22 protein-coding genes, 6 tRNA genes and 1 pseudogene are annotated in these 25,539 nt (G+C 66.3%); 17 read left to right on the top strand and 12 right to left on the bottom strand.

Going from position 1 to position 25,539, the window contains the following annotated elements; genetic code table 11:
• Nucleotides 1-41: 41 nt before the first annotated feature.
• A complete protein-coding gene (locus tag NOF53_RS24540) occupies nt 42-1,436 on the bottom strand; it encodes a WS/DGAT/MGAT family O-acyltransferase (protein ID WP_255973729.1) in 1,395 nt (464 codons plus the stop codon).
• A 156-nt stretch (nt 1,437-1,592) separates the two neighbouring features.
• On the opposite strand from NOF53_RS24540, the gene NOF53_RS24545 reads away from it, so the two are divergent.
• Nucleotides 1,593-2,840, top strand: a complete 1,248-nt coding sequence (locus NOF53_RS24545; RefSeq protein ID WP_255973731.1) for an alpha/beta hydrolase — start codon at nt 1,593-1,595, stop codon at nt 2,838-2,840.
• Nucleotides 2,841-2,844: 4 nt separating this feature from the next.
• On the opposite strand, the gene NOF53_RS24550 is transcribed toward NOF53_RS24545, so the two are convergent.
• Complete coding sequence (locus tag NOF53_RS24550) at nt 2,845-3,438, bottom strand: DUF3000 domain-containing protein (RefSeq protein WP_255973733.1); 594 nt, start codon at nt 3,436-3,438, stop codon at nt 2,845-2,847.
• Nucleotides 3,439-3,599: 161 nt separating this feature from the next.
• Here NOF53_RS24550 and hemE point away from each other — a divergent pair, with 161 nt between their 5' ends.
• The 4 genes from hemE to NOF53_RS24570 are packed head-to-tail and all read left to right on the top strand — an operon-like array spanning nt 3,600 to nt 9,089.
• On the top strand, nt 3,600-4,667 hold the full coding sequence (gene hemE, locus NOF53_RS24555; protein WP_255973788.1) for a uroporphyrinogen decarboxylase: 1,068 nt from the start codon (nt 3,600-3,602) through the stop codon (nt 4,665-4,667).
• Nucleotides 4,664-6,025 (top strand): protoporphyrinogen oxidase, encoded by a 1,362-nt coding sequence (locus tag NOF53_RS24560; protein ID WP_255973735.1) that lies wholly within the window; start codon nt 4,664-4,666, stop codon nt 6,023-6,025. Before hemE ends, NOF53_RS24560 begins: the two co-directional genes overlap by 4 nt.
• A 4-nt stretch (nt 6,026-6,029) precedes the next feature.
• Nucleotides 6,030-6,725: a hydrogen peroxide-dependent heme synthase gene (gene hemQ / locus NOF53_RS24565; RefSeq protein ID WP_255973737.1), complete on the top strand. Its 696-nt coding sequence runs from the start codon at nt 6,030-6,032 to the stop codon at nt 6,723-6,725.
• 15 nt (nt 6,726-6,740) lie between these two features.
• Nucleotides 6,741-9,089 (top strand): molybdopterin-dependent oxidoreductase, encoded by a 2,349-nt coding sequence (locus tag NOF53_RS24570; RefSeq protein ID WP_255973739.1) that lies wholly within the window; start codon nt 6,741-6,743, stop codon nt 9,087-9,089.
• On the opposite strand, the gene msrB is transcribed toward NOF53_RS24570, so the two are convergent.
• The 4 genes from msrB to NOF53_RS24590 form a co-directional block, all read right to left on the bottom strand.
• Nucleotides 9,049-9,486: a peptide-methionine (R)-S-oxide reductase MsrB gene (gene msrB / locus NOF53_RS24575; protein WP_255973742.1), complete on the bottom strand. Its 438-nt coding sequence runs from the start codon at nt 9,484-9,486 to the stop codon at nt 9,049-9,051. The genes NOF53_RS24570 and msrB overlap by 41 nt on opposite strands.
• A gap of 54 nt (nt 9,487-9,540) precedes the next feature.
• On the bottom strand, nt 9,541-10,830 hold the full coding sequence (locus NOF53_RS24580) for a glycosyltransferase family 87 protein (protein ID WP_374212664.1): 1,290 nt from the start codon (nt 10,828-10,830) through the stop codon (nt 9,541-9,543).
• Between the two features lie 74 nt (nt 10,831-10,904).
• The gene (locus tag NOF53_RS24585; protein ID WP_255973746.1) at nt 10,905-12,476 is read right to left on the bottom strand and encodes an alpha/beta fold hydrolase; all 1,572 of its coding nucleotides are present in this window, start codon (nt 12,474-12,476) and stop codon (nt 10,905-10,907) included.
• A 23-nt stretch (nt 12,477-12,499) separates the two neighbouring features.
• Nucleotides 12,500-13,288, bottom strand: coding sequence for a pyrimidine reductase family protein (locus NOF53_RS24590; protein WP_255973791.1), 789 nt, complete (start codon nt 13,286-13,288; stop codon nt 12,500-12,502).
• A 34-nt stretch (nt 13,289-13,322) separates the two neighbouring features.
• Between NOF53_RS24590 and zapE the strand changes: the two genes are divergently transcribed.
• Nucleotides 13,323-14,339, top strand: coding sequence for a cell division protein ZapE (gene zapE, locus NOF53_RS24595; protein WP_255973749.1), 1,017 nt, complete (start codon nt 13,323-13,325; stop codon nt 14,337-14,339).
• A 10-nt stretch (nt 14,340-14,349) separates the two neighbouring features.
• Here zapE and NOF53_RS24600 read toward each other — a convergent pair whose 3' ends face one another.
• On the bottom strand, nt 14,350-14,880 hold the full coding sequence (locus tag NOF53_RS24600; RefSeq protein ID WP_255973752.1) for a GNAT family N-acetyltransferase: 531 nt from the start codon (nt 14,878-14,880) through the stop codon (nt 14,350-14,352).
• A 488-nt stretch (nt 14,881-15,368) separates the two neighbouring features.
• Between NOF53_RS24600 and NOF53_RS24605 the strand changes: the two genes are divergently transcribed.
• A complete protein-coding gene (locus tag NOF53_RS24605; protein WP_255973754.1) occupies nt 15,369-15,857 on the top strand; it encodes a 2-isopropylmalate synthase in 489 nt (162 codons plus the stop codon).
• 75 nt (nt 15,858-15,932) lie between these two features.
• Here the strand turns inward: NOF53_RS24605 and NOF53_RS24610 are convergent.
• The 5 genes from NOF53_RS24610 to NOF53_RS24630 all read right to left on the bottom strand — a co-directional run bounded on the left by NOF53_RS24610 (nt 15,933) and on the right by NOF53_RS24630 (nt 16,409).
• Nucleotides 15,933-16,007: transfer RNA gene (locus NOF53_RS24610), tRNA-Val, on the bottom strand.
• A gap of 15 nt (nt 16,008-16,022) precedes the next feature.
• A tRNA-Gly gene (locus NOF53_RS24615) sits at nt 16,023-16,098 on the bottom strand.
• A 67-nt stretch (nt 16,099-16,165) separates the two neighbouring features.
• A tRNA-Val gene (locus tag NOF53_RS24620) sits at nt 16,166-16,240 on the bottom strand.
• A 1-nt stretch (nt 16,241) separates the two neighbouring features.
• A tRNA-Cys gene (locus NOF53_RS24625) sits at nt 16,242-16,312 on the bottom strand.
• A gap of 24 nt (nt 16,313-16,336) precedes the next feature.
• A tRNA-Gly gene (locus NOF53_RS24630) sits at nt 16,337-16,409 on the bottom strand.
• A 231-nt stretch (nt 16,410-16,640) separates the two neighbouring features.
• On the opposite strand from NOF53_RS24630, the gene NOF53_RS24635 reads away from it, so the two are divergent.
• From NOF53_RS24635 to NOF53_RS24680, 10 genes and pseudogenes are all read left to right on the top strand, one after another.
• Nucleotides 16,641-16,712 (top strand) — tRNA-Val (locus NOF53_RS24635).
• Nucleotides 16,713-16,876: 164 nt separating this feature from the next.
• Nucleotides 16,877-18,079, top strand: coding sequence for an RtcB family protein (locus NOF53_RS24640; protein WP_255973757.1), 1,203 nt, complete (start codon nt 16,877-16,879; stop codon nt 18,077-18,079).
• A gap of 220 nt (nt 18,080-18,299) precedes the next feature.
• The gene (locus NOF53_RS24645; RefSeq protein WP_255973793.1) at nt 18,300-18,710 is read left to right on the top strand and encodes a TIGR02611 family protein; all 411 of its coding nucleotides are present in this window, start codon (nt 18,300-18,302) and stop codon (nt 18,708-18,710) included.
• Between the two features lie 94 nt (nt 18,711-18,804).
• On the top strand, nt 18,805-20,862 hold the full coding sequence (thrS, locus tag NOF53_RS24650; RefSeq protein WP_255973759.1) for a threonine--tRNA ligase: 2,058 nt from the start codon (nt 18,805-18,807) through the stop codon (nt 20,860-20,862).
• 5 nt (nt 20,863-20,867) lie between these two features.
• Nucleotides 20,868-21,443, top strand: coding sequence for an ATP adenylyltransferase (locus tag NOF53_RS24655; protein WP_255973762.1), 576 nt, complete (start codon nt 20,868-20,870; stop codon nt 21,441-21,443).
• A gap of 79 nt (nt 21,444-21,522) precedes the next feature.
• Nucleotides 21,523-22,188, top strand: a complete 666-nt coding sequence (gene pgsA, locus NOF53_RS24660; protein WP_255973764.1) for a phosphatidylinositol phosphate synthase — start codon at nt 21,523-21,525, stop codon at nt 22,186-22,188.
• Nucleotides 22,185-23,087: a phosphatidylinositol mannoside acyltransferase gene (locus NOF53_RS24665; protein WP_255973766.1), complete on the top strand. Its 903-nt coding sequence runs from the start codon at nt 22,185-22,187 to the stop codon at nt 23,085-23,087. Before pgsA ends, NOF53_RS24665 begins: the two co-directional genes overlap by 4 nt.
• Nucleotides 23,084-24,211, top strand: a complete 1,128-nt coding sequence (locus NOF53_RS24670) for a glycosyltransferase family 4 protein (RefSeq protein WP_255973768.1) — start codon at nt 23,084-23,086, stop codon at nt 24,209-24,211. The genes NOF53_RS24665 and NOF53_RS24670 overlap by 4 nt, the downstream gene beginning before the upstream one ends.
• Nucleotides 24,208-25,230, top strand: a complete 1,023-nt coding sequence (locus NOF53_RS24675) for an NUDIX hydrolase (RefSeq protein ID WP_255973770.1) — start codon at nt 24,208-24,210, stop codon at nt 25,228-25,230. Before NOF53_RS24670 ends, NOF53_RS24675 begins: the two co-directional genes overlap by 4 nt.
• 153 nt (nt 25,231-25,383) lie before the next feature.
• Nucleotides 25,384-25,539, top strand: a pseudogene (locus NOF53_RS24680) (pyridoxal 5'-phosphate synthase lyase subunit PdxS); the annotation flags it as partial.

A 25,539-nucleotide genomic window follows, 5' to 3' on the forward strand; every position in this document is an offset into this window, starting at 1 on the left:
ACTCTACGTCGCCGCCCGAATCCCGCAGCGAATCGGCGGTCTCAGGCACGGGCGGCGGCGGCCTTGGCGAGTTCGTCCAGGGCGTCGGGGAAGGCATCGGCAAGGTCCCAGAGCTGCGGAGCGAGCTCGGGGCAGCTCATCAAGCCGATGTCGAGTTGCCCGTTCAGGGACATCACCGTCACGTTGAGGCCCGCCCCGTGGAAGATCGGTCCCAACGGATACATCGCCTTGATCAGGGCGCCGAGGAAGTAGAGCGGATCCGACGGTCCCGGCACGTTCGAGATCACCAGGTTGTGCACGACGGGATGACGTTCGGCCAGGCCGAGTGTGGAGTACAAGCGCATGGCGGTGCCGAACACCGACTGCCCGATGAACTGGGACCAGTCCTGCAGGAGAGTCGCGCCGAGCGTCTCGTTGTGTTCTTTCGAGGTGGAGTTGTGTTCGGCGATGGCGAGGAGCCGTTCCACCGGATCGTCGATATCGGTTCCCAGTTCGGTGAACATTCCGCTCACCTGATTGGTGCCGGGCCGGTCGGACTTGCCGCGCACCGACACCGGGACGATGGCGACGAGCGACTTGTCGGGCAATTCCCGGCGTGTGTCGAGGTACGTGCGTAGTGCCCCCGAGCAAAGGGCGAGGACCACATCGTTCACCTTGACTCCGAACGCATTCTTCACCTGCTTGACCAGGTCGAAATCGAGTTGAGCGAAGGCAAGGGTGCGGTGGCTCGTAAGCGTGCCGTTGAGCGAGGTTCGGGGAGCGGTGAACGGCGCGGGCATCGCGTCTCCACGCCGTGCGCGGTCGATCCAGCGGGGGAGCAGGCCGACGCTCTGAGGAATGATCTTCAGCAGCTTCGCCGGCCGTGACGCGACGGACAGTAACCCGCCGACGGCGATGTCGAGTGAGCTGGCGCCACCGGCGCCCGGCTTGGAGTCTGCGGGATCGGGCCTCGGCGAATCCGGTTCGAGGCCACACAGCTGGGCGATCATGTTTGCGCCCGTGACTCCGTCAACCCCTGCGTGATGCATCTTCGACATGACCGCCACGGACCCGTCTTCCAGGCCTTCTATCACCCACATTTCCCACAGCGGCCGCGCGCGGTCGAGCGGTTGCCCTGCGATGTTTCCGCACAGTTCGGCGAGTTCGTCCCGTCCGCCGGGTGCGGGGACGGCAACTCGATGGCAGTGGCGGTCGATGTCGAAATCGGTGTCGTCCACCCACACGGGATGGTCGAGGTTGAAGCGGGAGTCCTGCAGCTTCCGCCGGAACGAGGGGATGGACTCGGTCCGTATGCCGAGTTCTTCCTTCAGCCGGCTGTACGAGTACCCCTCGGGGACCGTGGAGGTATCGAGCACGATGAGCCCACAGACGTGGAGGAGTTGAGTCGATGTTTCGAGGTACAGGAAGGAGGCATCGAGCCCGCTGAGTCGCTGCATGATCAAATGGTAGAACACGTTCTAGTAAATGGTCCATGGAAGCGGAAGAATGCGAGTTGGGCGGCATACGGCGCGGAGTGGAAGCGGCCGGGATTGTTCTCGCCGGGCGCGAGGCCGCGTACCGTCGAGAGCAAGAACATGTTCTACGATGTCGGGATGACTCGAGGCTTCGTTCTCCGGCAGGGCGTGGGTGCCGCGCTCGCCGCCAATGCGTTGCGCCCGCTGCCCGGCGCACCGACGTCGGTCGTCGCCTTCTTCTCCGGATGGCTCACAACCGAATTGGCGCCGCACATCCTCGCGGCGACTGCTGCGGACACGGCCGTCCACGTCGCGCGACACGGACTCCGTTCGCGCACCGACCGCATCGGGGTCGCACTCGCCGCCGCGTCGATGGGCAGCCTGGCCGCCGTGATTGCCACCGGTCGCGGAGCCGGGAGGGAAGCCGAATCTGCGCTCGTCGAGGCGCTCGGGGAGAACTACGCCGAGCGCGACCACGCCATCGAACGTTCCGGACGGCCCGTGTGGCGTCAGCTGCTCAATCCGTTCCGGATGGCCAACGAAGATGTCACCCGGGTCCGGAACATCGCGTACGGCCCGGGCGGACGCCGCGCACGACTCGATATCTACCACCACAAGGACCGCCCGGAGAGCAGCCCCATCCTTCTGCAGATCCACGGCGGCGGATGGATCATCGGCAACAAGGATCAGCAGGGTCTGCCGCTGATGTTCGAGATGGCGTCCCGCGGATGGGTGTGCGTAGCGGTCAACTATCCGCTGTCTCCGCGGGCTAAATGGCCGGAACACCTCGTCGCGATCAAGCAGGCGCTCGCCTGGATGAGGAAGAATATCGAGGACTATGGCGGTAACCCCGACTTCATCGCTGTAACGGGAGGTTCGGCAGGCGGTCACCTGGCGGCCATGGTGGCTCTCACCGCCAACGAGACGCGGTTCCAGCCCGGTTTCGAGCACGTCGACACGTCCGTACAAGCGTGCGTCCCGTATTACGGCGTCTACGACATGGCCGGTGACAGCGGAATCAAGGCCGTCCTCCAGCGTGTTCATTCCGGCCTGATGCCGTTGATCCTCGGCAGGCACGCCAAGTTCCCCGACGACTACCGGGCCGCGTCACCGTTGGCGCAGGTGCGGGCCGACGCTCCGCCGTTCTTCGTCATCCACGGCTCGAGCGATTCCCTCATCCCGGTCGCCGAGGCACGGTTCTTCGTCGACGAGTTGCGAAAGGTGTCCCGAAATCCCGTCGCCTATGCCGAACTGCGTGGAGCCCAGCACGCCTTCGACATCTTCCCGTCGATTCGCAGCGTCTCGGTGACCCAGGCGGTCGGGCGGTTCCTCGAATGGTCGCGCAGCGCCACCACTGACGTTCCGGCGGCAGAGGAACCGGCCTAGAGAGCTAGTCGCCGTTCTGGGTCTTGAGCTGGGCGACACCGGCCGGCGGCAGGCCCGCGGCGTAGGCCAGTACCTCGCAGAACGCCTCGACGTGGGTAGCCAATTCGACGGACGTCGCGGTCCACGACGCGCGCAGTTCCAGTTGGTGCGCGTGTGGCGGTCCGGCGATGTCGCCGTAGCGGACGGATGTGGTGGCGGTGACGGTGCCACCGAGCGCATTGAGTGGTTCCGAACGTGACTCGAGTGCATCGACGAGCCAGCTCCACGCGACCTCGGGAAGCAGTGGGTCCGCCGCGACCGCGGCGTCGAGGTCCGCCTGAATGTAGGCGACCAACCGCATGGTGCCGTTCCAAGCCTCGTCGCCCTCCGGGTCGTAGAGGAGGATCAGCCTGCCGAACGCGTCGCCCTCGCTCTGTTCGGCAACGACACCGGTGTCCTCGTGCGCGACCTCCGCGCCGACGGCGTAGCTGAACGGCGCCAGTCGCTGCGGGGGCCGGATGGGGCCCAGCTCGATGTCCGCACGAACCCGCGCGGAGTTCATCGCGTCGACGGCGGCGCGGAACTCGGCGGGTTCGGCGCGCGATCCCGAAGTCGTCACAGCTCGGGACGTTAGACCCGGACGTTCGCATCTCGTCGGAGGCGCGCCGAGCAGGGCCGATCGGCGCGGGCGCGACGACATGGCAGCATGAGAGCTGCCGGAATACGAGCCGGCAGAGAGCGTGAGGACCGATGAGCGGGTTGGAAAGCACCAATGCAGGCATGGCCGAGCGGGCGAGATTCGCCTCGAGGAGGGTGCTCACCGATGCCCCGTTCCTCGCGGCCGCGAATGGTCGCACTCCGAGCCACCGTCCGGTCTGGTTCATGCGGCAGGCGGGGCGCTCGCTTCCCGAGTACCGCAAGATCCGGGCGGGCATCGGAATGCTCGAGTCGTGCTTCGACCCCGCTCTGGTCAGTGAGATCACCATGCAGCCGGTGCGCCGCCACGGTGTCGATGCCGCGATTCTCTTCTCCGACATCGTCGTGCCCCTCAAGGCGGCCGGCATCGACCTGGACATCGTGGCGGGAACCGGGCCCGTGGTGGCGAACCCGGTTCGATCGATCGGCGACGTGGCAGCGCTGCCACGGCTCGTCCCCGAGGAGGTGGGCGCGGTGGCCGAGGCCGTCCGGCTGCTCACGGTGGAGCTCGGCTCGACTCCGTTGATCGGCTTCGCGGGTGCCCCCTTCACGCTCGCGTCGTATTTGGTGGAAGGCGGTCCGAGCCGCAACCACGAGCGCACCAAGGCGCTGATGCATTCCGACCCGAAGACGTGGCACGCACTGCTGAGCACCCTCGCCGACACCACCATCACCTTCCTGCAGGCCCAGTTGCACGCCGGGGTGGACGCGGTCCAGCTCTTCGACTCGTGGGCGGGGGCACTGTCCCTGGCGGAGTACCGCGAGTTCGTCCTGCCCCATTCGGAACGGGTGTTCGCCGAGATTCAGAGCGCCGGAGTCCCGCGGATCCACTTCGGTGTGGGCACCGGTGAACTGCTCGGCGCGATGGGTGAAGCGGGCGCCGATGTGGTGGGCGTCGACTGGCGGATCCCGTTGGACGTTGCTGCCCGCCGCGTCGGCCCGGGTAAGGCGCTGCAGGGCAACCTCGACCCCTCGGTGCTGTTCGCAGGTCCGGCGGCCGTCGAGAAGCAGGTCCGCCGAATCGTGTCCGAAGCGGACACCGCGATCGCATCCGGGACTCCCGGTCACATCTTCAACCTCGGTCACGGCGTTCTGCCCGACACCGATCCGGGGGTGCTCACCGCAGTCGTCGAGTTGGTGCACTCGCTGTGACGGTGTCGTCGCCGAATGTCCTGGTGATCGGCGGCGGCATCTCCGGCCTGGTTGCGGCGTACCGCCTGCGTCAGCAATTGGGATCCGGCGCGCACATCATTATCGCGGAGGGTGCCGACGAGCTCGGGGGCAAGCTGCGCACGGACTCGTTGGCGGGGGAGCCCGTCGATCTGGGGGCGGAGGCGTTCATCGCGCGGCGCCCCGAGGTGCCTGCGCTACTGGCCGAGTTGGGGCTCACCGATCAACTGGTGCACCCCGCGGGTCTGCGTCCGCTAATCTGGTCGCAGGAGTCGCTGCACCCGCTCCCGCAGAACACGCTGATGGGTATCCCCGCCCGGCCCGACGCTCTCACCGGACTGGTCGACGATCGGACACTCGCCCGGATCGCGGAGGAGGCCGAAATCCCCCTGCGCTGGGTTCCCGGTTCCGACGTCGCGGTGGGAGCGCTGGTGGTCGAACGATTCGGCGAGCAGGTGGTGCGCCGCTCCGTCGATCCGCTGCTCGGTGGGGTGTATTCGGGTCTCGCGGACACGATCGGATTGCGGGCCGCCCTACCCACTCTTGCCGCTGCCCTCGATCGGGGAGCGACGAGCTTGTCTGCCGCCGTGGCCGAGGCGCTTCCTCCTCCCGCCACGGGGCCGGTCTTCGGGACGTTGCGCGACGGTTACGCAGTTCTTCTCGACGCGCTCTGCGCCGCGGCGGGCGCTCACATCGTCCACGAGCGCATCCGAGCCATCAGCCGCGAGGCCGACGGCTGGTCCGCCGATCCGGTGGGGCGCGTGGACGGCATCGTCCTCGCCGTGCCCGCGCCGCAACTCGCGCACCTGCTCGCCGATACTGCGCCCGGTGCTGCTGCGGCCGCGGCCGACATTCCCCTCGCCTCCTCCGCGGTCGTGGCGATGGCTCTTCCCGCCGCGGCGGATCTACCGCAGAACTCCGGGATCCTTGTCGCGACCGATGCGTCGCTCGCCGCCAAGGCGTTCACACTGTCGAGCCGGAAATGGCCTCACCTCGCCGAGCGGGACGTGGCAGTGGTCCGGGCGTCGTTCGGCAGGTTCGGCGACGACGAGATCGTCGATGCCCCTGACGAGGATCTCGTCTCGGCCGCGCGGCGGGACCTCCGTACGGTCACCGGAGTAGTGGACGAACCGGTGGCGGTACAGGTTCAGCGGTGGTACGGCGGATTGCCGCAATACGGCCCCGGACACCTCGACCGGGTCTCCGTGATCGAGCGCGACACCGCAGGTCTGGACGGTATCGAGGTGTGCGGCGCGCTGCTCCGCGGGGTGGGTGTTCCCGCCTGTGTCGCCGCTGCGACGACGGCGGCTACGCGCCTCGCCGAGCGAGTGGCACGATAGACCCATGGCACGCCTCGACTTCGACGCATTGAACTCTGAAATCCGCTACCTGATGTTCTCCGTGTTCCAGGTGGAACCCGGAATTCTCGGGGACGACCGGGAAGCCGTCATCAAGGAGGCTCGGATCTTCTTCGAGGCTCAGGCGGAGAAGGGTGTCGTCGTCCGCGGGCTCTACGACGTGGCCGGTCTTCGCGCCGACGCGGATTTCATGATCTGGACGCATTCGCAGAGCATCGAGGCGTTGCAGGCCACGTACTCCGACTTCCGCCGCACCACCGCGCTGGGGCGGGCGAGCGCACCCGTGTGGAGCAACGTCGCCTGCCACCGGCCCGCCGAGTTCAACAAGAGCCACATCCCCGCCTTCCTCGCGGGGGAGGACCCGGGCAACTACATCTGCGTGTACCCGTTCGTCCGGTCCTACGAGTGGTACCTCCTTCCCGACGACGAGCGCCGCAAGATGCTCGCCGACCACGGCATGGCGGCCCGCGCCTACAAGGACGTCCGGGCCAACACCGTGCCCGCGTTCGCGCTCGGTGACTACGAGTGGATCCTCGCGTTCGAGGCACCCGAGCTGTACCGCATCGTCGATCTCATGCGCGATCTTCGCGCCACCGAGGCACGCCTGCACGTCCGCGAAGAAGTTCCGTTCTTCACCGGTCCGCGGGTGGATGTGGAGAAGCTTGTCACGGCCCTTCCGTGATTCGCCGAAACATTCATGAGTGAGGTCGACGAGGCGGGCCGCGGGGTCCGCTATCAGCACATGTCCCACTGGGGGATGTTCGAGGCCGAGGTGTCCGGCGGCGAGGTCGTGGCCGTTCACCCGTATCCGGGTGACTCGGACCCGTCGCCGGCGCTCGGCAACATCGCCGGTTCGGTAGGCAACAAGGCGAGAATCACCGGCCCAGCGGTGCGACGCGGCTGGCTCGAGAACGGCCCGGGCCCCAGCTGTGCCCGGGGGTCGGACGAGTTCGTGTCCGTCGACTGGGAAGAGCTGACGCAGCGCCTGGCGGGCGAATTGCGCCGAGTGATCGACACGCACGGCAACAGCGCGATCTTCGGCGGTTCCTACGGATGGGGCAGCGCCGGACGGTTTCACCATGCGCAGAGCCAGGTGCACCGCTTCCTCAACGCTCTCGGCGGCTACACGCGCTCGGTCCATAGTTACTCGCTCGGAGCGACAGGCGTCATCATGCCCCGCGTCGTCGGCACGCACTGGAAGATGTTCGCGCGGTCGACGTCCTGGAAGGTCATCGCCGAGCACACCGATCTCATGGTGTGCTTCGGCGGCGTCCCGCTGAAGAACACCGGAGTCAACCACGGCGGCACGAGCGACCACCCGACACGGGGTGCGCTGGACGCGCTCCGGCGTCGCGGCGGCCGCATCGTGTCCTTCAGTCCGTTGCGTGACGACCTGCACGGCGCCGCGCAGTGGCATGCGCCGGTCCCGGGAACCGACGTCACGATCATGCTCGCCCTCGCCTACGTTCTGGCAACAGAAGGCTTGCACGACAAGGCTTTCCTGGACAGCCATTGCGTCGGCTACGACCGCTTCGAGGAGTACCTGCTCGGACGTGCCGATGGCGTGCCCAAGTCGCCGGCGTGGGCGCAGCAGATTTCGGGGATCGCCGCCGACGAACTGGTGGTGCTGGCCCGGCGGATGGCGGCGGGCCGGACGATGGTGACCGTTACGTGGTCATTGCAGCGCGTGCGGCACGGGGAGCAGGCGCCGTGGATGGGTGTCACTCTTGCCGCGATGCTCGGACAGGTCGGTGTGCCCGGCGGCGGCTTCGGCCACGGCTACGGTTCGATGAACGAGCCTGGGCTCGCACCGGTGCCGTACCCGCTACCCACCCTGCCGCAGGGACTCAACCCGGTCACGGATTTCATCCCGGTGGCGGCGGTGTCGGACATGCTCCTGAATCCGGGAGCACCCTTCGACTACGACGGTCAACGGCTGACATACCCGGATATCCGGATGCTGTACTGGGCCGGAGGAAACCCGTTTCACCACCATCAGGACCTCGGCCGGCTCAGGCGGGCGCTCGCCCGGCCCGACACGATCGTGGTCCACGAACCGTACTGGACGCCCATGGCGCGGCACGCCGACATCGTCGTGCCGTCCACCACGTCGCTCGAGCGCGACGACATCAGCTGCACCCGCAACGACCCGCTGCTCGTGGCCATGCACGCCGCGGTCGGCCCCTACGCCGATGCGCAGGACGACTACGACACCTTCAGCGCCCTCGCCCGGAAGCTGGGCGTCGGCGAGAAGTTCACCGAGGGACGTTCTTCGCAGCAGTGGCTCGAGCACCTTTACGAACAGTGGCGCGGTTTCGTCCGGGCGGACGGTGGCCCCGCGCCGAGCTTCGACGAATTCTGGACACGCGGGCAGGTGCGGATGCGTACCGAAGACGACCTCGTGCTGTTCGGCGATTTCCGTGCAGACCCGGTCAAGTACCCGCTCGCGACACCCAGCGGTCGCATCGAAATCTTCTCGGCAGACATCGACAGCTTCGGCTACGACGACTGCGCCGGCCATCCACGCTGGTACGAGCCGGAGGAATGGCTCGGTGGCGACCGGGCACAGCAGTATCCGCTGCACCTGATCGCCAATCAGCCACGGAGCCGACTGCACAGCCAACTCGATCACGGCGGTACCAGCCAGGCCTCGAAGATCAAGGGCCGCGAACCGCTCAGGATCCATCCCGACGATGCAGCGGCACGCGGCGTCGTCGCCGGTGACGTCGTCCGGGTCTACAACGATCGCGGATCCTGCCTCGCCGGTGCCGTGGTGGACGACGGTGTCCGGCGCGGGGTGGTGCAGTTGTCAGTGGGTGCCTGGTACGACCCGCTCGATCCCACCGACCCGGAGTCGCTGTGCGTTCACGGCAACCCGAACGTGTTGACCCCCGACGTGGGCAGTTCGTCACTCTCGCACGGCTGCACGGGTCAGCACGTGCTGGTGCAGATCGAACGCTACCTGGAGGAGCTTCCGCCGATCCGCGCGTACGACCCGCCGACCATCACTTCTCGGTCGGCTCGAGGATCAGCGAGATGGAGTTGATGCAGTAACGCTGGTCGGTGGGGGTGGGGTACCCCTCGCCCTCGAAGACGTGACCGAGGTGGCTGTGGCACGTCTTGCAGATCACCTCTACGCGGCGCATTCCCAACGACGTGTCCTCGCGGAGGATGACGGCATCGGAATCGGCGGGGTCGAAGAACGAGGGCCACCCGCAGTGGGATTCGAACTTCTCCGTGCTGCGGAACAGCTCCGCGCCACACGCCCGGCAGTGGTACACACCTTCGGTTTTCGTGTCGGTGTATTCACCCACGTAGGGGCGTTCGGTTCCGGCCTGCCGCAGTACCGCGTATTCCTCGGGGGTCAGCTTCTCACGCCATTCGCTGTCGGAGAGGACGACCTTGGGCGCGGCCTGGGTGGGATCCTGCTGCTGCGAACTCATGGCTCCACGCTAATACGTTTCGCGTTCGCAGGTCCGCAGGGCCGGTCGGGACGGCTACGACTTGGCGGCAGCCGACTCGGTTTCAGGCTCCGGCGTGATGTCCGGTTTCGCCGACGGGGTCTTCCGGCGCGGCTCGAGGAGGAACGCCGGGTCGATGCCCTGGTCCAGCCGGCCCTCGCGCTTCGCGGTGACATAGCGGACTGCGAGCACCCCGAAGATCACGATCAGCAGCAGACTCCACCCGAGGGTGGTCTTCATGTATTCGGCTGTTCGGCCCGCCTCGACGAATCGGCCCGACAACCAGCTGTCGTAACTGAGGAACCCGTACACCGCCAGCCAGGCGGGCCAGTTTCGCATCACCGAGTTCTTCAGCACCACCGACATGACGAGCGGGAACAGCATCATCGAGTAGTACATCTGGCCCAGCGAACCGAGCAGCCAGGACGCGGTCAGTAGTACGCCGGACGTGGTGACCACGAAGAACAGTTCGTCATGCCGGTAGTAGCGGTACAGCAGCCACAGGGACCCTGCCACGAGTGCGGCGAAGATTCCGCGCAGCGTGAAGATCATCCACGCCGGGAGGCCGTAGTACCTGCCGTTGCCCACGATCGCGCTGTTGAAGTAGTCGCGCGACTCCGTGAGGTACGGGACGGTGTGGTGAACGAAGTCCATCGGGTCCGCCGACAGCGGCCACGCGACGGCGGTGAGAACGAGGGGGATACCGAGGGCTGTGACGAACACTTTCCACTGCCCGCGGACGAGCGGAAGTAAGAGAAGTGGGGCCAGGATCGGTTTCACCGCGAAGGTCAGGCCGATGGCGACGCCGGACCACATGTCCTTCCGCTTCATGAGCAGAACCAGGAACGCGATCTCCCCCAGCAGCACCAAACCGTTGATGTTGGTGAAGACGAGCGTGTTCGTGACGGTCTCCGACGAGAACGTCGCGAAGAGCAGGATCGGGGCGGCTATCGAGTTCACACCGAGGCCGAACAACCGCAGAAGCAGGTATAACGCGATGACGATCGCGATCGTGTTCGCCAGGATGAAGAGCCACCGCGACTTCTCGGGGTCGATGATGGCGATGGGCGCCATCAACAGCGTTCCGGACGGCGGATACAGATAGTGCGGGTCCACCCAGTCGAAGTTGGCGGTATACACCGGTCGGCGGTTGAGGAACGCCAGCGCCGCGTTGTAAACCGGTCGGAAGTCGTCGGTGATGTAGCCGTTGACCGCCTTGACGACCACTCGATGCAGCACCGTCATGACGGCGATCGGCCACAACGCGAAGTTGATGACCTCGTGAGGAGTCCGCCCGGTGCGCGGTTCGAGATGTCGAAGGAACACCACGGCACGGTACACCGGCTGGGCGTGACATGCGGTCACGCACCCCCTACGGGTGTCGGACCCCGTCGCGCGAACTAAGCAGGGCAGGCGCTGCCGTCGGGAGGCAGCGCCCCGTCCGCGAGGTACGAGACGATGGCTTTTTGCGCGCAGTCCGAGTGGGTGGCCGGGTGACCCCTGCCGTGCCACGTCAGAGTTGCAGTCGTGGCGCCTGCGCTTCCCACCGCGCCGGTGACGGTGCCGACGCCGGCGTTGCCGACGACGGGGTCGGCCGTGCCGCTGAGTACGAGCACCGGCATCGAGAGGTCACCGGGAAGCGCGGGCGGTGCGGTCGCAGGCCACGACGTGCAGAGCAGGAGGCCTACTGCCGCATCGGGGCCGAACAACGGAAATTGCTCACCCCACACACGCTGGAGTTCGCGAACTCGATCCGGGGCCGGCCACTGCTGTCCATCCGTGCACCGGGTGATGAACTGGCCGTCGGATTCATAGGCTTCCTCCGCTCGCGCCGTGAGGGCGAGGAGTGGCGAGGTGTCGCCGGCAACGGCGGCCGATACGGCATCGGACAAGATGCGTACCCGGCTTTGCTGATCGCCTCCCGCCGTGGCCAGCACTCCCGAGATGGCCGTGAGCAGGGCGTTCGACGACACCCCGGGGATTCGACCGGCCGCCGCTCCGGCCACGGCCGCGGTGACCGCAGCCCGCGGGTCGGGGCCGAGGGAACAGTTCAATGCCGTGCACTGCCGCGCGAAGGCGTCGAACGCCGCTTCTTGCCCGGCCACCTGCTGCTCGGCGACCGTAGCGGCATCCACGGTGGTCACCGCGGGGGAGTCGAGAACGAGCCGGCCGACCCGCCCCGGGTACTTGGCGGCGTAGCTGAGGGCGACGGCACTCCCGTTTCCGGTCGCGAGGATGCCGAGGGAGTCGACCTCCCACGTGCGGCGCAGCTGCTCGATGTCGTCTGCGGCGTGGGTGCTGTCGAAAGCAAGTTCCTGTGGTTGCAGGTAGTCGGTGCAGGCGATGGTGGCATCTCGCCCCAGAGCGGCCACCTTGTCGACCTGGTCGCCGGTGCCCGGATCGAACTGTCCGAGGTCGGCCAGCCTGCGCCTGAGGTCCGAGGTGGCGGGGTTCGGGGAGAGGCATTCGATCTTCTGCGACGACGCGATTCCACGGCGATCGACGGCGACCACCGGACGGGTCGAGAGCAGAGATGCCAACCCTCCGGCGCTCAGCGCGGCGAGCGTCGCCGTCGACGACCGGTCCGACCCCGACGTCAGAACGAGAGGGGCGGCATTCTGCGGGGTGTTCGCGAATTTTGCCCGCATCGCGCCCATCGTGAACGATCCGGGCAGGATTCCGCTCTCGTCGACGGCCGCCTCGTATGACGCGCACTCGAAGAGGAGGCCAGGGGGCGGCGCAGCGCCGGGGCCGAGTGCTTCGAGCGTGCCCTGGGTGCAGTCAGTCCACGTGAGGTCCGTCTTCGGTACCTGCAGCTGCGGCGGGGGTGCGTCGGCGTTCTCGGTTTGCGTCACCGTGGGTGCGCTGCCGCCGCCCTCGCGTTCGACGGCGACGTGCGGCCGGTTGGACGGTCCGGCTCCACACGCACTGCACACCACGAGAACCAGTGCGAGCAACCCCAATCTGCGCATGCCGGACAGCCTGCCAGGTTCGCTCACGGGCGGGGTAGCCGCACCCACCGCGTCAGGACCGTGCCGTCGGTGTCGGCGAGGACGTGCGCGGGCCTCATCGAGACCGTGGCGGCCTGCGCGGAGGTGGCGATCCGCCCGGCGTTCCCGCCGACCAGGACGGGCGCCGTGGTAAGGCAGAGTTCGTCGACGAGGCCCTCCGCCGTGAGCTGTCCGAACAAGGTCGGCCCGCCCTCACAGAGGATCCTGCGCAGTCCCAGTTCTTCCATCGAGGCGAGCAGAGCTGCGCCCGAAATTTCCCGGCCATGGGTCTGGATGACGTGCGCCCCCGCCTCGGCCAGAGCGGCCACCCGAACCGGATCGGCTGCGGAGCTGGTGATCACGATGGGGGCGACCTCGGTGTCGGTGAACAGCCGGGCGCCGGGGTCGAGGTGGGCGCGGGCCGAGACGACCGCAATCGGCGGTACAGCCGACATTCCCGACGCGACACGGCGATTCCTGCCTTCAGCGCCGATCTGCACGCCACCGTAGTTTTCGGCTCGGACGGTTCCTGCTCCCACCACGACGACGTCGGCCGCTTCGCGAAGGGCGTCGAACACCCTCTTGTCGGCGGGCGTTCCCAGCGTCCCGCTGACACCGCCCACGGAGACGGCTCCGTCGATGCTGCAGACGAAATTCGCCCGCACCCACGGCTGTGGCGCCCCCATCGGGTACGCGTACAGCTCACGCAAGGCTTCCGCGGTCAATTCACCGGGATTCGTCCCTTCGCTCCCGGAGTCCGATGTGAGGTAGGTCGCAATATGTACACGCTGCATGTTAGTGATCACAGCACGTGGATACCCTGCTTGTATGCATGCACGTCTTGTCGATCGCAGCCCTGTGGTACCGGCTGATCAGTTGGTAGCTCAAATGGTGCCCCCGGCCATGTTCGACGAGGTGAGCTTCGCGTCGTACATCCCGGACCCCGCCGAACCGAGCCAGGCCGTTGCCGTGCAGAAGGCCGAGGAGTTCTCGAAGCGGGTCGGCAAGATTCGCAGCGGCGGCCGGCGCGGCCTCTTCGGTAAGAAGACGCCGTCCACCGGTGCCGGTCTGTACCTCGACGGCGGGTTCGGCGTCGGCAAGACCCACCTCCTCGCGTCGATCTACCACAGCGTTCCGTCGCCGAAGGCGTTCGGCACCTTCGTCGAGCTGACCCACGTGGTCGGCGCGCTCGGCTTCAACAAGGCTGTCGAGCAGCTCTCCGACCACAGCGTCCTCTGTATCGACGAGTTCGAACTCGACGATCCGGGCGACACCATGCTTGTGTCCCGGCTGCTGTCCGAGCTGTCCGCGCGTGGTGTGTCCATTGTCGCGACGTCGAACACGCTGCCCGGCCAGCTCGGCGAAGGCCGCTTCGCAGCGCAGGACTTCCTGCGCGAAATCAAGAAGCTGGGCTCGATCTTCGAGACCATCCGGGTGGACGGCCCCGACTACCGGCACCGCGACCTGCCGCCCGCGCCCGATCCGATCTCCTCCGACGAGCTTCTCGATCGCGCCGACGCTATCCCCGGTGCCACCCTCGACGACTTCGACGCGCTGTGCGCGCACCTCAGTACCCTGCACCCGTCGCGATACAACAAACTGGTCGAGGGCATTCCCGCCGTGTTCTTGGACGGTGTCCATCCCGCCGACGACCAGTCCGTGGCTCTGCGCCTGGTGGTTCTCGCGGACCGCCTGTACGACGCCAGCATCCCGGTGACGGTGGCGGGCGCGAAGCTCGACTCGATCTTCACGCCCGAGATGCTCGCCGGTGGTTACCGCAAGAAGTATCTCCGCGCCACCTCACGACTCCTCGCGCTGTCGCGCTTCGAGGTAGCCGCGAACTGAGCCGGCAGGGTCAGAGGGCTCGCTGCATCACGAAGTCGTGGTGCAGTTGGGACCCGACCAGAAAAGTCTTCGTCCCGACCGTCTCGAAGCCGTGTTTCTGGTAGAAGCGCTGCGCGCGCAGATTCTCCTGATTGACACCGAGCCACAGTCCGGCACAATCCGCGGCTAGGGCGCGCTCGACGATGGCGTCCATCAGCGCGGACGCCACCCCGGTACCGTGATTACCCGGCAACACGTACAGCTTGCTGATCTCGGTCACAGGACGCAGTGACACGGTCCGGGCCACCTCGGGGTCTGCGGGTTCGCCATCGATCAACATCGCATAGCCGACAATGGCGCCTTGGTGGGTCACCTTGAGTACGGTGCGACACGGATCGGTGAGGTACTCGGAGAACCGCTCGGCCGACAGCACGTCGTCGATGAAGGTGGCGATGTCGTCCTGAGTTGCACCCGGTGGGCATGCGAGAGGAAACGTCGCCGCTGCCACATCGGCGATCGCCTCGGAGTCCCATATCCCCGCCGAATTTATCTCGACCGTCACCGTTGAGTCCCCGCGCCTTTCATGTTCTTCACCATTATGTGCGTACTGTCCCGCAGTCGCGTCCTCACCGCAATCTCCCACGCCCTGTGCGGCGTGTGAAACCGACCGTACGCGATGCTTCCATTTGAACAGCCGGTGAAAGTCGATTCGGGCGAAGGGTGGCCGGACAAGACTGAGCCCCAGCCTTGGATGGGGGGTCATGGCTGGGGCTCATTGCCATCGGGGGGGTGGATGGCACGTTCGACGATACATGAGGAATTCCTCACGTTCCAGACCGGTGGATAACAATTTCGTCACCTGGACGAGGTGGGCCGTTCTTCCCGGGTCCAGGGAAGTTGTTCTTTCGCGTGATCCTCGCCTAGCATGTCTTCCCATGCAGCGCATTCTCGTAGTTCTCCGCCGTAGCGGGGTCTGATACGGACCGACCCCTCGCTGCGGGTCGTTGAGCTACGCGTTGGTCCTCCCTTCACTGCAGGAAGACCACGAGAATGAGCACCTCCACTTTTTTCGCCGGATCGTGTCGCACGTCGACCGCGGGCGTCGACCCTTTCGCAGCGCGTCACGGAAAACCGCTTCCCCGCGATTTCGCGGACGAAGCCGCCGGGATGAGCTGGACCGAGTTCGAGACCCACTACGGATCGATGCCCGGTCCGTTTCGCCTCGGTCGATGGTCCGAATCGAAGGCTGCTCCGGGGTTGTGGGTTTTCGAAGCGACGCTGGGTATCGGTGAATCGATCTGCACGATGAGTGCACTCGCGCCCGGTCCGGTGTCTGCGATGACCGCGATGCTCTACGGCGCCGGGTGCTCCATCGAGATCCTCGCGTTCCACCAGCACCGGATCGGGCACCGCGCGGCAACGTTCCTGCTGTGCGAGGTGGGGGGAGTGCGACTGTGGACGATGGGAATCGGTGAATCCGAGACCGAATCCGCACTGCGCGCGATGATTTCCGGCGCGAACAGGGTGCAGTCGGTGTGACCGACAGCGGTTCGGCCCCGGTCGTATGACCGGGGCCGAACCGCTGGAAACGTCTTTTCGGATGAACCGAAGAGATGGTGCGCGATACTGGGATTGAACCAGTGACCTCTTCCGTGTCAGGGAAGCGCTCTCCCGCTGAGCTAATCGCGCGAGATCGAGAAGAAATGGAGCGGACGACGGGATTCGAACCCGCGACCCCAACCTTGGCAAGGTTGTGCGCTACCAGCTGCGCCACGTCCGCATGCGTGAACACCCCGTTTCCCGGGGGCATTCACTGTCGTGCAAGTACTACAGTCCTACGGTCTATCTGGTGCGCGATACTGGGATTGAACCAGTGACCTCTTCCGTGTCAGGGAAGCGCTCTCCCGCTGAGCTAATCGCGCGAGGTGGAGACGGGAATCGAACCCGTGTGCACGGCTTTGCAGGCCGTTGCCTCACCACTCGGCCACTCCACCGTGAAGGTTGAGTCCAACCTCTCGAGCGGACGACGGGATTCGAACCCGCGACCCCAACCTTGGCAAGGTTGTGCGCTACCAGCTGCGCCACGTCCGCATGCACCGTGTAACTCGCGGAGAATGTTCTCCGTGGTGCGGTTGAGAACATTAGCCGACCATGCCTGCTAGTTACAAATCTGCAGGTCACCAGCTCTGCTGGGCTTCGGGGCGCATCCGGAAAGCGGTGGTCTGTGCGGGTGGCCGCGAATCACCACGACGTGATTTTCGTTCGGCCGGTCCGTCGTGTTAATGTTCCAACTCGTTCGAGCGCGACCGTATTGCGCGCCTCGGTCCCGTGGCTCAGTGGAAGAGCGTCCCGTTCACACCGGGGAGGTCGCTGGTTCGATCCCAGCCGGGACCACCGAGAAGGCAGAAGAGGGCGTTTCCGAGAGATCGGAGACGCCCTCTTTTTCGTGTACCGCGATGAGCTGATATTCGGTTGTCCGGGTACGGAGCGACGGCGGACAATGACAGTGCAGGCCGAACCGCATCCGCGGTGAGCCGCTGGCGAAGGATCGAAGCCGAATGTTTCCCGTCACCCTGGAGGGCACTGCCGCGCCGACCTTGATGTGGGCGGAGGAACGGACCATCGAGCCCGCCGCGCTCGAGCAGCTCCGAACCATGGCGGACCTGCCCTGGGTTCACGGTGTCCGGGTCATGCCTGACGTCCACGTCGGTAAGGGTGCCACGGTCGGTTCGGTCATCGCGATGCGTCAGGCAGTCGCCCCTGCCGCAGTGGGGGTGGACATCGGCTGCGGCATGACCGCGGTGAGGACAGATGTCGCCGCGAACGACTTGCCGGACAGTCTGCGGTCTCTTCGCGCGCGCATCGAGCGTGCGGTTCCGGTGGGGTTCGCCATGCACGAGCGGTCTCTCGGCACCGCTGCGTTCTCGGTCGCCGGCGCCGGCGTGCACAAGGGATGGCACCGATTCTGGAAGGAGTTCCACGATCTGCACCCCGGTGTCCAGTCCCGTGAATCGAAGGCGTTGAAGCAGATCGGAACGCTGGGCGGCGGGAATCACTTCATCGAGGTATGCCTGTCCGACGCCGACGAGGTGTGGCTCATGCTGCACTCCGGATCCCGCAACATCGGGAAGGAGCTGGCCGAGCGGCACATCGCGGTGGCGCGGACGTTGCAGCACAACCAGAGGCTGGTCGATCGTGACCTGGCGGTGTTTCTGGCCGGCACACCGGAGATGGACGCCTACCGCCGCGACCTGTCGTGGGCTCAGGAGTATGCGGCCCGCAACCGTGCCGTCATGCTGGCCTTGGTGACGAAGGCGTTCCGGGACGCTCTGCCGACGCGGCCCGTCCGCTTCGATGAGCCGATCTCGTGCCACCACAACTATGTGTCCGAAGAGGTCGTCGACGGGGAGACGATGCTCGTGACGCGGAAGGGGGCTATTCGCGCCGGGAAAGGCGAGCTCGGCCTCATTCCCGGTTCCATGGGCACCGGTTCGTACGTGGTGCGCGGACTGGGATCGGAACTGTCCTTCAACTCCGCGTCGCACGGCGCCGGCCGGACCATGAGCCGCACGAAGGCGAAGAAGCGTTTCACGGTCGACGACCTGGTCCGGCAGACATCCGGCGTCGAGTCGCGGAAGGACGCCGGCGTGATCGACGAGATTCCGGCCGCATACAAGGACATTGCGCAGGTGATCGAGGCGCAGGCCGATCTGGTCGAGGTCGTGGCGCATCTACGCCAGGTCGTGTGCGTGAAGGGCTAGACCGGACCTGACGGCGCGCCCGTGCGGCGAGCACTGGGTAGGGTGGACGGTGGCAGTTTTACTCGCGCCTTTCGTGCCTGCTTCGTCACGGATCGCCGTTCACAGTGGGCCGACACAGAGGGGCAGGTAGATCGTGAGCACCGGGGAAGTCCGGCCGGACCAGGCCGACAGCGTCGACGGTATCGACACGGTCGACGGCGCCGCGACAGACGACTCCGACCTGTCGCCGTTCCAGGAAGCGGAGAGCCGCTGGAAGAAGTGGCGCGCTCGCATCGCCGCCAAGCCGAGTCTCAACCTCGGTTACCGCATCGCCGTCGGCGTGATCGGTGCCCTGGTGCTGGCGGCAGGTGTGCTGGCAATTCCGTATCCCGGTCCCGGATGGCTGATCGTGTTCGCAGGGCTCGGCATCCTGGCGTCCGAGTTCGAGTGGGCCCATCGACTGCTCCGCTTCGCGCGCACCAAGTACGACGAGTTCATGGACTGGTTCTCCCGCCAGTCGCTGCTCGTCAAAGGTGCGGGTGCGTTACTGACGGGTGTGATCGTGCTGGCCACGCTGTGGTTACTGGGAACCTTCGGTCTGGTCGGGGCCTGGGTCGGGCTCGACTACCCGTGGCTGGAGAGTCCCCTCTAGCGGACGCATGGTTGGGTAGCACAGCTGGGCCGATAGCATGGGCTGGCACATTCTTCATGTCTGCACCGCATACCTCACCTAGGAGAACATCGCCGTGACCACGCCCGCATCCGTCGCCCCCGCCGCCCTTGTCCGGGTGCCCGCAGGGACTACGGCCGGAACCGCGGTTCGGGAGGCCGGCTACCCGAGTAAGGGCCCGGACGTCGTCGTCGTGGTCCGTGACACCCAGGGCCAGCTCAAGGACCTGTCGTGGGTGCCGGACGCGGACACCGACGTCGAGCCCGTGGCAGCAAACACCGAGGACGGGCGCAGCGTCATCCGCCACTCCGCGGCGCACGTCCTCGCCCAGGCCGTGCAGCAGGAGTTCCCCGAGGCCAAGCTCGGCATCGGCCCGCCCATCAAGGACGGCTTCTACTACGACTTCGCGGTCGATCGTCCCTTCACTCCGCAGGATCTGGCGAACCTCGAGAAGCGGATGAAGAAGATCATCAAGGGTTCTCAGCGGTTCTCTCGTCGTGTCGTCGACTCCCTCGACGAGGCTCGCGCCGAGTTGGCGCAGGAGCCGTTCAAGCTGGAGTTGATCGACGACAAGTCGGGCATCGACGACCCGGAGATCATGGAAGTCGGCGGCAACGAGCTGACGATCTACGACAATCTGGATCCGCGCACGGGTGAGAAGATTTGGGGCGATCTCTGCCGCGGCCCGCACATCCCCACCACCAAGCTCATCCCTGCGTTCAAGCTCACCCGCAGTTCGGCCGCCTACTGGCGCGGAAATCAAGACAACGCCGATCTCCAGCGGATCTACGGCACCGCGTGGGAGTCGGCCGAGGCACAGGAACAGCACCTCGAGCTCCTCGCCGAGGCCGAGCGGCGCGATCACCGCAAGCTGGGTGCCGAACTCGACCTCTTCAGCTTCCCCGACGAACTCGGCTCGGGACTGCCCGTCTTCCACCCCAAGGGCGGCATCATCCGCACCGAGATGGAGGACTACTCGCGCAAGCGGCACGTCGCGGAGGGTTACGAGTTCGTCAACACCCCGCACATCACGAAGGGGCACCTCTACGAGGTGTCGGGCCACCTCGACTGGTACCGCGACGGCATGTTCCCGGCGATGCACATCGACGAGGAGCGCAGCGAGGACGGCACCGTCCGCAAGCCGGGGCAGGACTACTACCTCAAGCCGATGAACTGCCCGATGCACAACCTGATCTTCCGCTCCCGCGGACGGTCGTACCGGGAACTGCCGTTGCGGCTCTTCGAGTTCGGCTCGGTGTACCGGTACGAGAAGTCCGGCGTCGTTCACGGACTCACCCGCGTGCGGGGCATGACGCAGGACGACGCACACATCTACTGCACCCGCGAGCAGATGCGCGACGAACTGGCCACCACCCTGCAGTTCGTCCTCGGACTGCTGAAGGACTACGGACTCGACGACTTCTATCTCGAGCTGTCCACCAAGAACCCGGACAAATTCGTGGGCGACGACGCGGTGTGGGAAGAAGCCACGCAGACGCTGGCCGAGGTCGCGGAGGCGTCGGGATTGAACCTCGTGCCCGATCCGGGTGGCGCCGCTTTCTACGGTCCGAAGATTTCGGTGCAGGTGCAGGACGCGCTGGGCCGAACCTGGCAGATGTCGACCATCCAACTCGACTTCAACCTGCCCGAGCGCTTCGACCTCGAGTACACGGCGAACGACGGCACCAAGAAGCGGCCCGTGATGATCCATCGGGCATTGTTCGGATCCATCGAGCGTTTCTTCGGTGTGCTCACCGAGCATTATGCGGGAGCGTTCCCGGCCTGGTTGGCACCCGTTCAGGTGGTAGGCATCCCGGTGGCCGAGGCATTCGCCGATCATCTCTTCGACGTGGTGAAGCAGCTGAAGGCGGAAGGGATCCGCGCGGAGGTCGACGCGAGCGACGACCGGATGCAGAAGAAGATCTTCAACAACACCGCGCAGAAGGTTCCTTTCATGCTCCTCGCGGGTGCCCGCGATGTCGAAGCGGGTGCGGTGAGCTTCCGCTTCCGCGACGGAACCCAGGTCAACGGTGTCGCCGTCGACGACGCCGTCCGGATCGTCACCGAGTGGGTCGCGCGCCGGGAGAACGTGTCCCCGACCGCCGAATTGCTGCAACCGGGTGGGGAAGGGTGACACACATGGCAGGAGGCGATGATGTGACCGCCGACGGGATGCGAGACAGTCCCGGTAGTCTCGTCGATCGTGGCCCCGGTCAGCCCGACCACCTGCAGCGGATCTGGTCGCCGCACCGCATGTCGTACATAGCCGAGGCGCCGAAGTCTGCGGACACTCCGAACGAACCGTTCACCGACATCCCGAAGATGGACGACGAGGACGGGCTGATCGTCGCGCGCGGCGAGCATGTCTACGCGGTGCTCAATCTGTACCCGTACAACCCGGGTCACCTGATGGTCGTGCCCTACCGCAAGGTCGCCGCGCTCGAAGACCTCACCCAAGAGGAAAGCGCCGAGTTGATGTCCTTCACTCAGCAGGCGTTGCGGGTCATCAAGCGGGTGTCACGGCCAGACGGTTTCAACGTGGGCCTGAACCTGGGCGCTGCCGCAGGCGGCTCGCTCGCCGAACACCTGCATCAGCACATCGTTCCGCGGTGGGGTGGGGACGCCAACTTCATTACGGTCCTCGCCGGCGTCAAGGTCATGCCACAGTTGTTGCGCGAGACCCGCGGTTTGCTGGCGAAGGCTTGGAATGAGTGACTCGATAGATGAATGAGTCGGGGGTCGCAGACTCGTCGGTGTGGGGTCGGTTTCAGAAAGTGATGAACGGGGTGGGCAGGTGCTGAGCTTTTTCGGACGGGCACCGGTGTCCAAGGTGACGGCACCGTTGGGGAGAGTTCTGGTCAAGACCGGACTCACCCCCGATTCGGTCACATTGATCGGCACCGTGGCGACCGTGGCGGGGGCGGTCACTCTATTTCCGAGCGGACATCTGTTCTGGGGCGCCGTCGTCATCACCGTGTTCGTCCTGTTCGACATGCTGGACGGCGCGATGGCCCGAGCCCGTGGGGGAGGAACACGATTCGGCGCCGTCCTCGACGCCACCTGTGACCGGGTGGCTGATGGCGCGATCTTCGCCGGACTCGCCTGGTGGGCGGTGTACCACGAGGCGAGCAAGCCGCTTCTGATCGCGACTCTGGTGTGCCTGGTCACCTCGCAGGTCATCTCCTACGCCAAGGCCCGTGCCGAGGCGAGTGGGTTGTCTGCGGACGGTGGACTCATCGAACGGCCTGATCGACTGGTCATTGTGCTCATCGGAGCCGGTGTCACCGGGCTCGGCGTGCCGTGGGCGATCCACATCGCCATGTGGCTCCTCGCTGCCGGCAGCGCGATCACCGTGTTTCAGCGCGTTCTGGCGGTGCGGGGGTCGGCCGGTGCACGGGATGTTCTCCCGCTGCCCGCACCCGGCACGGCACCCGAAGACGGACAGGCGACGGCGCAGTGAGCCTCGGTGAACGTGTCGCCGACCTCGGCTACGCGGCCGGCTGGCGGCTGGTACGCGCCTTGCCCGAGCGAATCGCTGTCGCCCTGTTCGACAAGGGAGCTGACTTCGCGGCGCGCAAAGGCGGCCCGGAACAGTTGCGCCGCAACCTGGCCCGGGTGCTGCGGGTGACTCCGGAGGAGGTTCCGGAGTCACTGGTGCGTGCGTCGGTGCGGTCCTATGCGCGGTACTGGCGGGAGGCGTTCCGGCTGCCGGCAATGGACCTCGAAAGAACCGGCGCCGCCCTCGATGCCCTCATAGAAGGGCAGGAGCATCTGGACGCGGCCAAGGCAGCGGGTCGGGGAGCGGTGCTCGCGCTGCCGCACAGCGGAAACTGGGACATGGCCGGGGTGTGGTGTGTGCAGCACTGGGGCGCACTCTCCACGGTGGCGGAGCGGTTGAGGCCGGAATCGCTGTATCAGCGTTTCGTCGACTACCGCGAAGGGTTGGGATTCGAAATCTTCCCGTTGAGCGGGGGAGAGCATCCACCGTTCGTCGAACTGTCGGCGCGCTTGCGCGACAACGGGATCGTGTGCCTTCTCGGAGAACGCGATCTCGCGAAGAAGGGTGTTCCCGTCACGTTCTTCGGAGAACCGACGCGGATGCCAGCAGGTCCGGCGAAGCTGGCGATCGACACCGGTGCTCCGTTGCTGCCCGTGCACTGCTGGTTCACCGAGGACGGGTGGGGTTTCCGGATCGATCCCCCCATCGACACGTCTGTGGGGGTGGTGACGGCCACCCAGGCTCTGGCGGAACGATTCGAGGCGAATATCGCGGAGCACCCCGAGGACTGGCACATGCTGCAGCCGCTGTGGCTGTCCGACCTGTCGCAGGCGAGGCTCACACGTATGGAGAGCCCGTGAAGATCGGGATGGTCTGTCCGTACTCGTTCGACGTCCCGGGTGGGGTACAAGCCCATGTCGTAGACCTCGCCGAGGTGTTGATCGAACGTGGGCACAAAGTCAGCGTCCTGGCTCCGGCGTCGGATGACATCGAGTTGCCCGACTTCGTCGTTTCCGCCGGTCGGGCCCTGGCAATTCCGTACAACGGATCGGTGGCCAGGCTGAGTTTCGGACCCGCCGCGAGCGCGCGCGTTCGGCGCTGGATCTCGGACAACAACTTCGATGTCCTGCACATCCACGAACCCAATGCGCCGAGCCTGTCGATGCTCGCCATGCGGGTGGCCGAGGGTCCGATCGTGGCGACGTTCCACACGTCGACAACAAAATCTTTGGTGCTCAGTACCTTTCAAGGGGTTCTCCAGCCCTACCTGGAGAGGATCAGCGGACGGATCGCGGTGTCGGAGCTGGCGCGCCGATGGCAGGTGGAATCGCTCGGTTCGGACGCCGTCGAGATCCCGAACGGTGTCGACGTCCAGACATTCGCGAACGCCGAACCGTTGCCGGGTTACCCCCGCCCGGGCCGGACTATTCTGTTCCTCGGACGGTATGACGAGCCGCGTAAGGGCATGTCGGTGCTGTTGCGCGCGCTCCCGGCGCTGGTCGAGAAGTATCCGGAACTGCAGGTGCTGGTGGTCGGCCGCGGAGACGAGGACCGTCTACGTCGTGAAGCAGGCCCGCTGTTCGGCCATCTGTGCCTCCTCGGCCAGGTTGACGACGCCGAGAAGGCGTCGGCCCTGCGGAGCGCCGACGTGTACTGCGCCCCCAATCTGGGCGGGGAGAGCTTCGGGATCGTGCTGGTGGAAGCGATGGCAGCCGGCGCCGCGGTGGTGGCGAGTGAACTCGACGCGTTCCGCCGTGTCCTCCGCGACGGACAGGCTGGTGTGCTCGTGCCCGTGGGTGATTCGGCGGCGCTCGCCGAGGGTATCGATTCCGTGCTCGGCGACCCGGCGCGCAGTGCCGCACTGACCGAGGTCGGGCGGACCGTCGTCACCGAGTACGACTGGCCGGTTGTCGCCGAACAGATCCTGCGGGTCTACGAGACGGTGACCGTCGGGCGCGACGGCGTACACGAGGTCGGATCGTGACCTTCTCCGCGCTGACCATCTTCGTTCTCGCTCTCGTCGCAGCGGTCGTCCTGGCGATCGGGTTGTGGGCGTACGGAACGGCCAACCGCCTCGACCGGTTGCACGTCCGTTCCGATTTGTCCTGGCAGGCGCTCGACTCGGCGTTGGCCCGTCGGGCGGTGGTCGTGCGGGCCGCGGCCGCTGCGATGGACCCACCTGCGGCGAGGAGGCTCACCGCCTTGGCCGCCCGGGCCGAGCGGTCGGAGCGAGCCGAACGCGAAAGCGCGGAGAACGCGTTGTCGAGCGCACTCTCGTTACTCGACCCCGAGGACCTCCGGCCTCAGCTCGTCGCGGAACTCGCAGATGCGGAGGCCCGGGTACTGATTGCGCGCCGGTTCCACAACGACGCCGTCCGCGACACCCTCGCACTGCGCACCCGCAGACCCGTCCGGTGGTTGCACCTGGGCGGCACCGCGCCGCTACCGACCTATTTCGAGATCACGGAACGGGCGTCGGCGGCGGCAGTCACCGATGGTCTGTCGCTCGACTCCGTCCGCACGTCCGCGCGGGTGGTGCTGCTCGACGATCGGGGCCGCGTGCTGTTGTTGCGGGGCCACGATCCGGACGTTCCCGACATCTACTATTGGTTCACGATCGGTGGTGCCGTCGAAAAGGGAGAGAATCTGCGCGCTGCGGCGGTGCGGGAAATCGCCGAGGAGACCGGATACGCAGCGTCCGTCGAGTCGTTGCGGGGGCCGATGTGGCGGCGGGTGGCGATCTTCTCCTGGGGTGGTGAGCTGATCCGCTCCGAGGAATTGTTCTTCGCGCTGCGAACCGAGGGTTTCGAGCCCCATCACGGCGGGTTCACCGAACTCGAGGAGCGCACCATCACCGGTCACCGGTGGTGTACGGCTGATTGCGTCCGCGACCTGACGGCCGCCGGTGAAGCCGTCTATCCTCGCGATCTCGCGGAGCTGCTCGAGGAGGCCGCAGCGGTCGCCGCCTCCGCCGACAACCCGGAAGTGCGCGCCATTACCTGAAATCGCGTAGCCGGGCTCGACGAGGCCAGCAATCCGTGACTGGCTACAGAGCAGCGCGTGCCGTCGTTCTAGAATTGGACAAAGCAGCGTGAACGTCGTCGCGCACGCATGCCGCCATCGAAGTTCCACCACGCCACTACCCAGGAGTTCGCTGTGAGCACCCCCGACACCACCCCCACGACCGGCACTGCGCGCGTCAAGCGGGGCATGGCCGAGATGTTGAAGGGCGGAGTCATCATGGACGTCGTCACCCCCGAGCAGGCGAAGATCGCCGAGGACGCGGGTGCGGTCGCGGTCATGGCGCTCGAG

Source organism: Rhodococcus tibetensis (genome assembly GCF_024438035.1).
In the GTDB taxonomy this organism is placed as follows: domain Bacteria; phylum Actinomycetota; class Actinomycetes; order Mycobacteriales; family Mycobacteriaceae; genus Rhodococcus_F; species Rhodococcus_F tibetensis.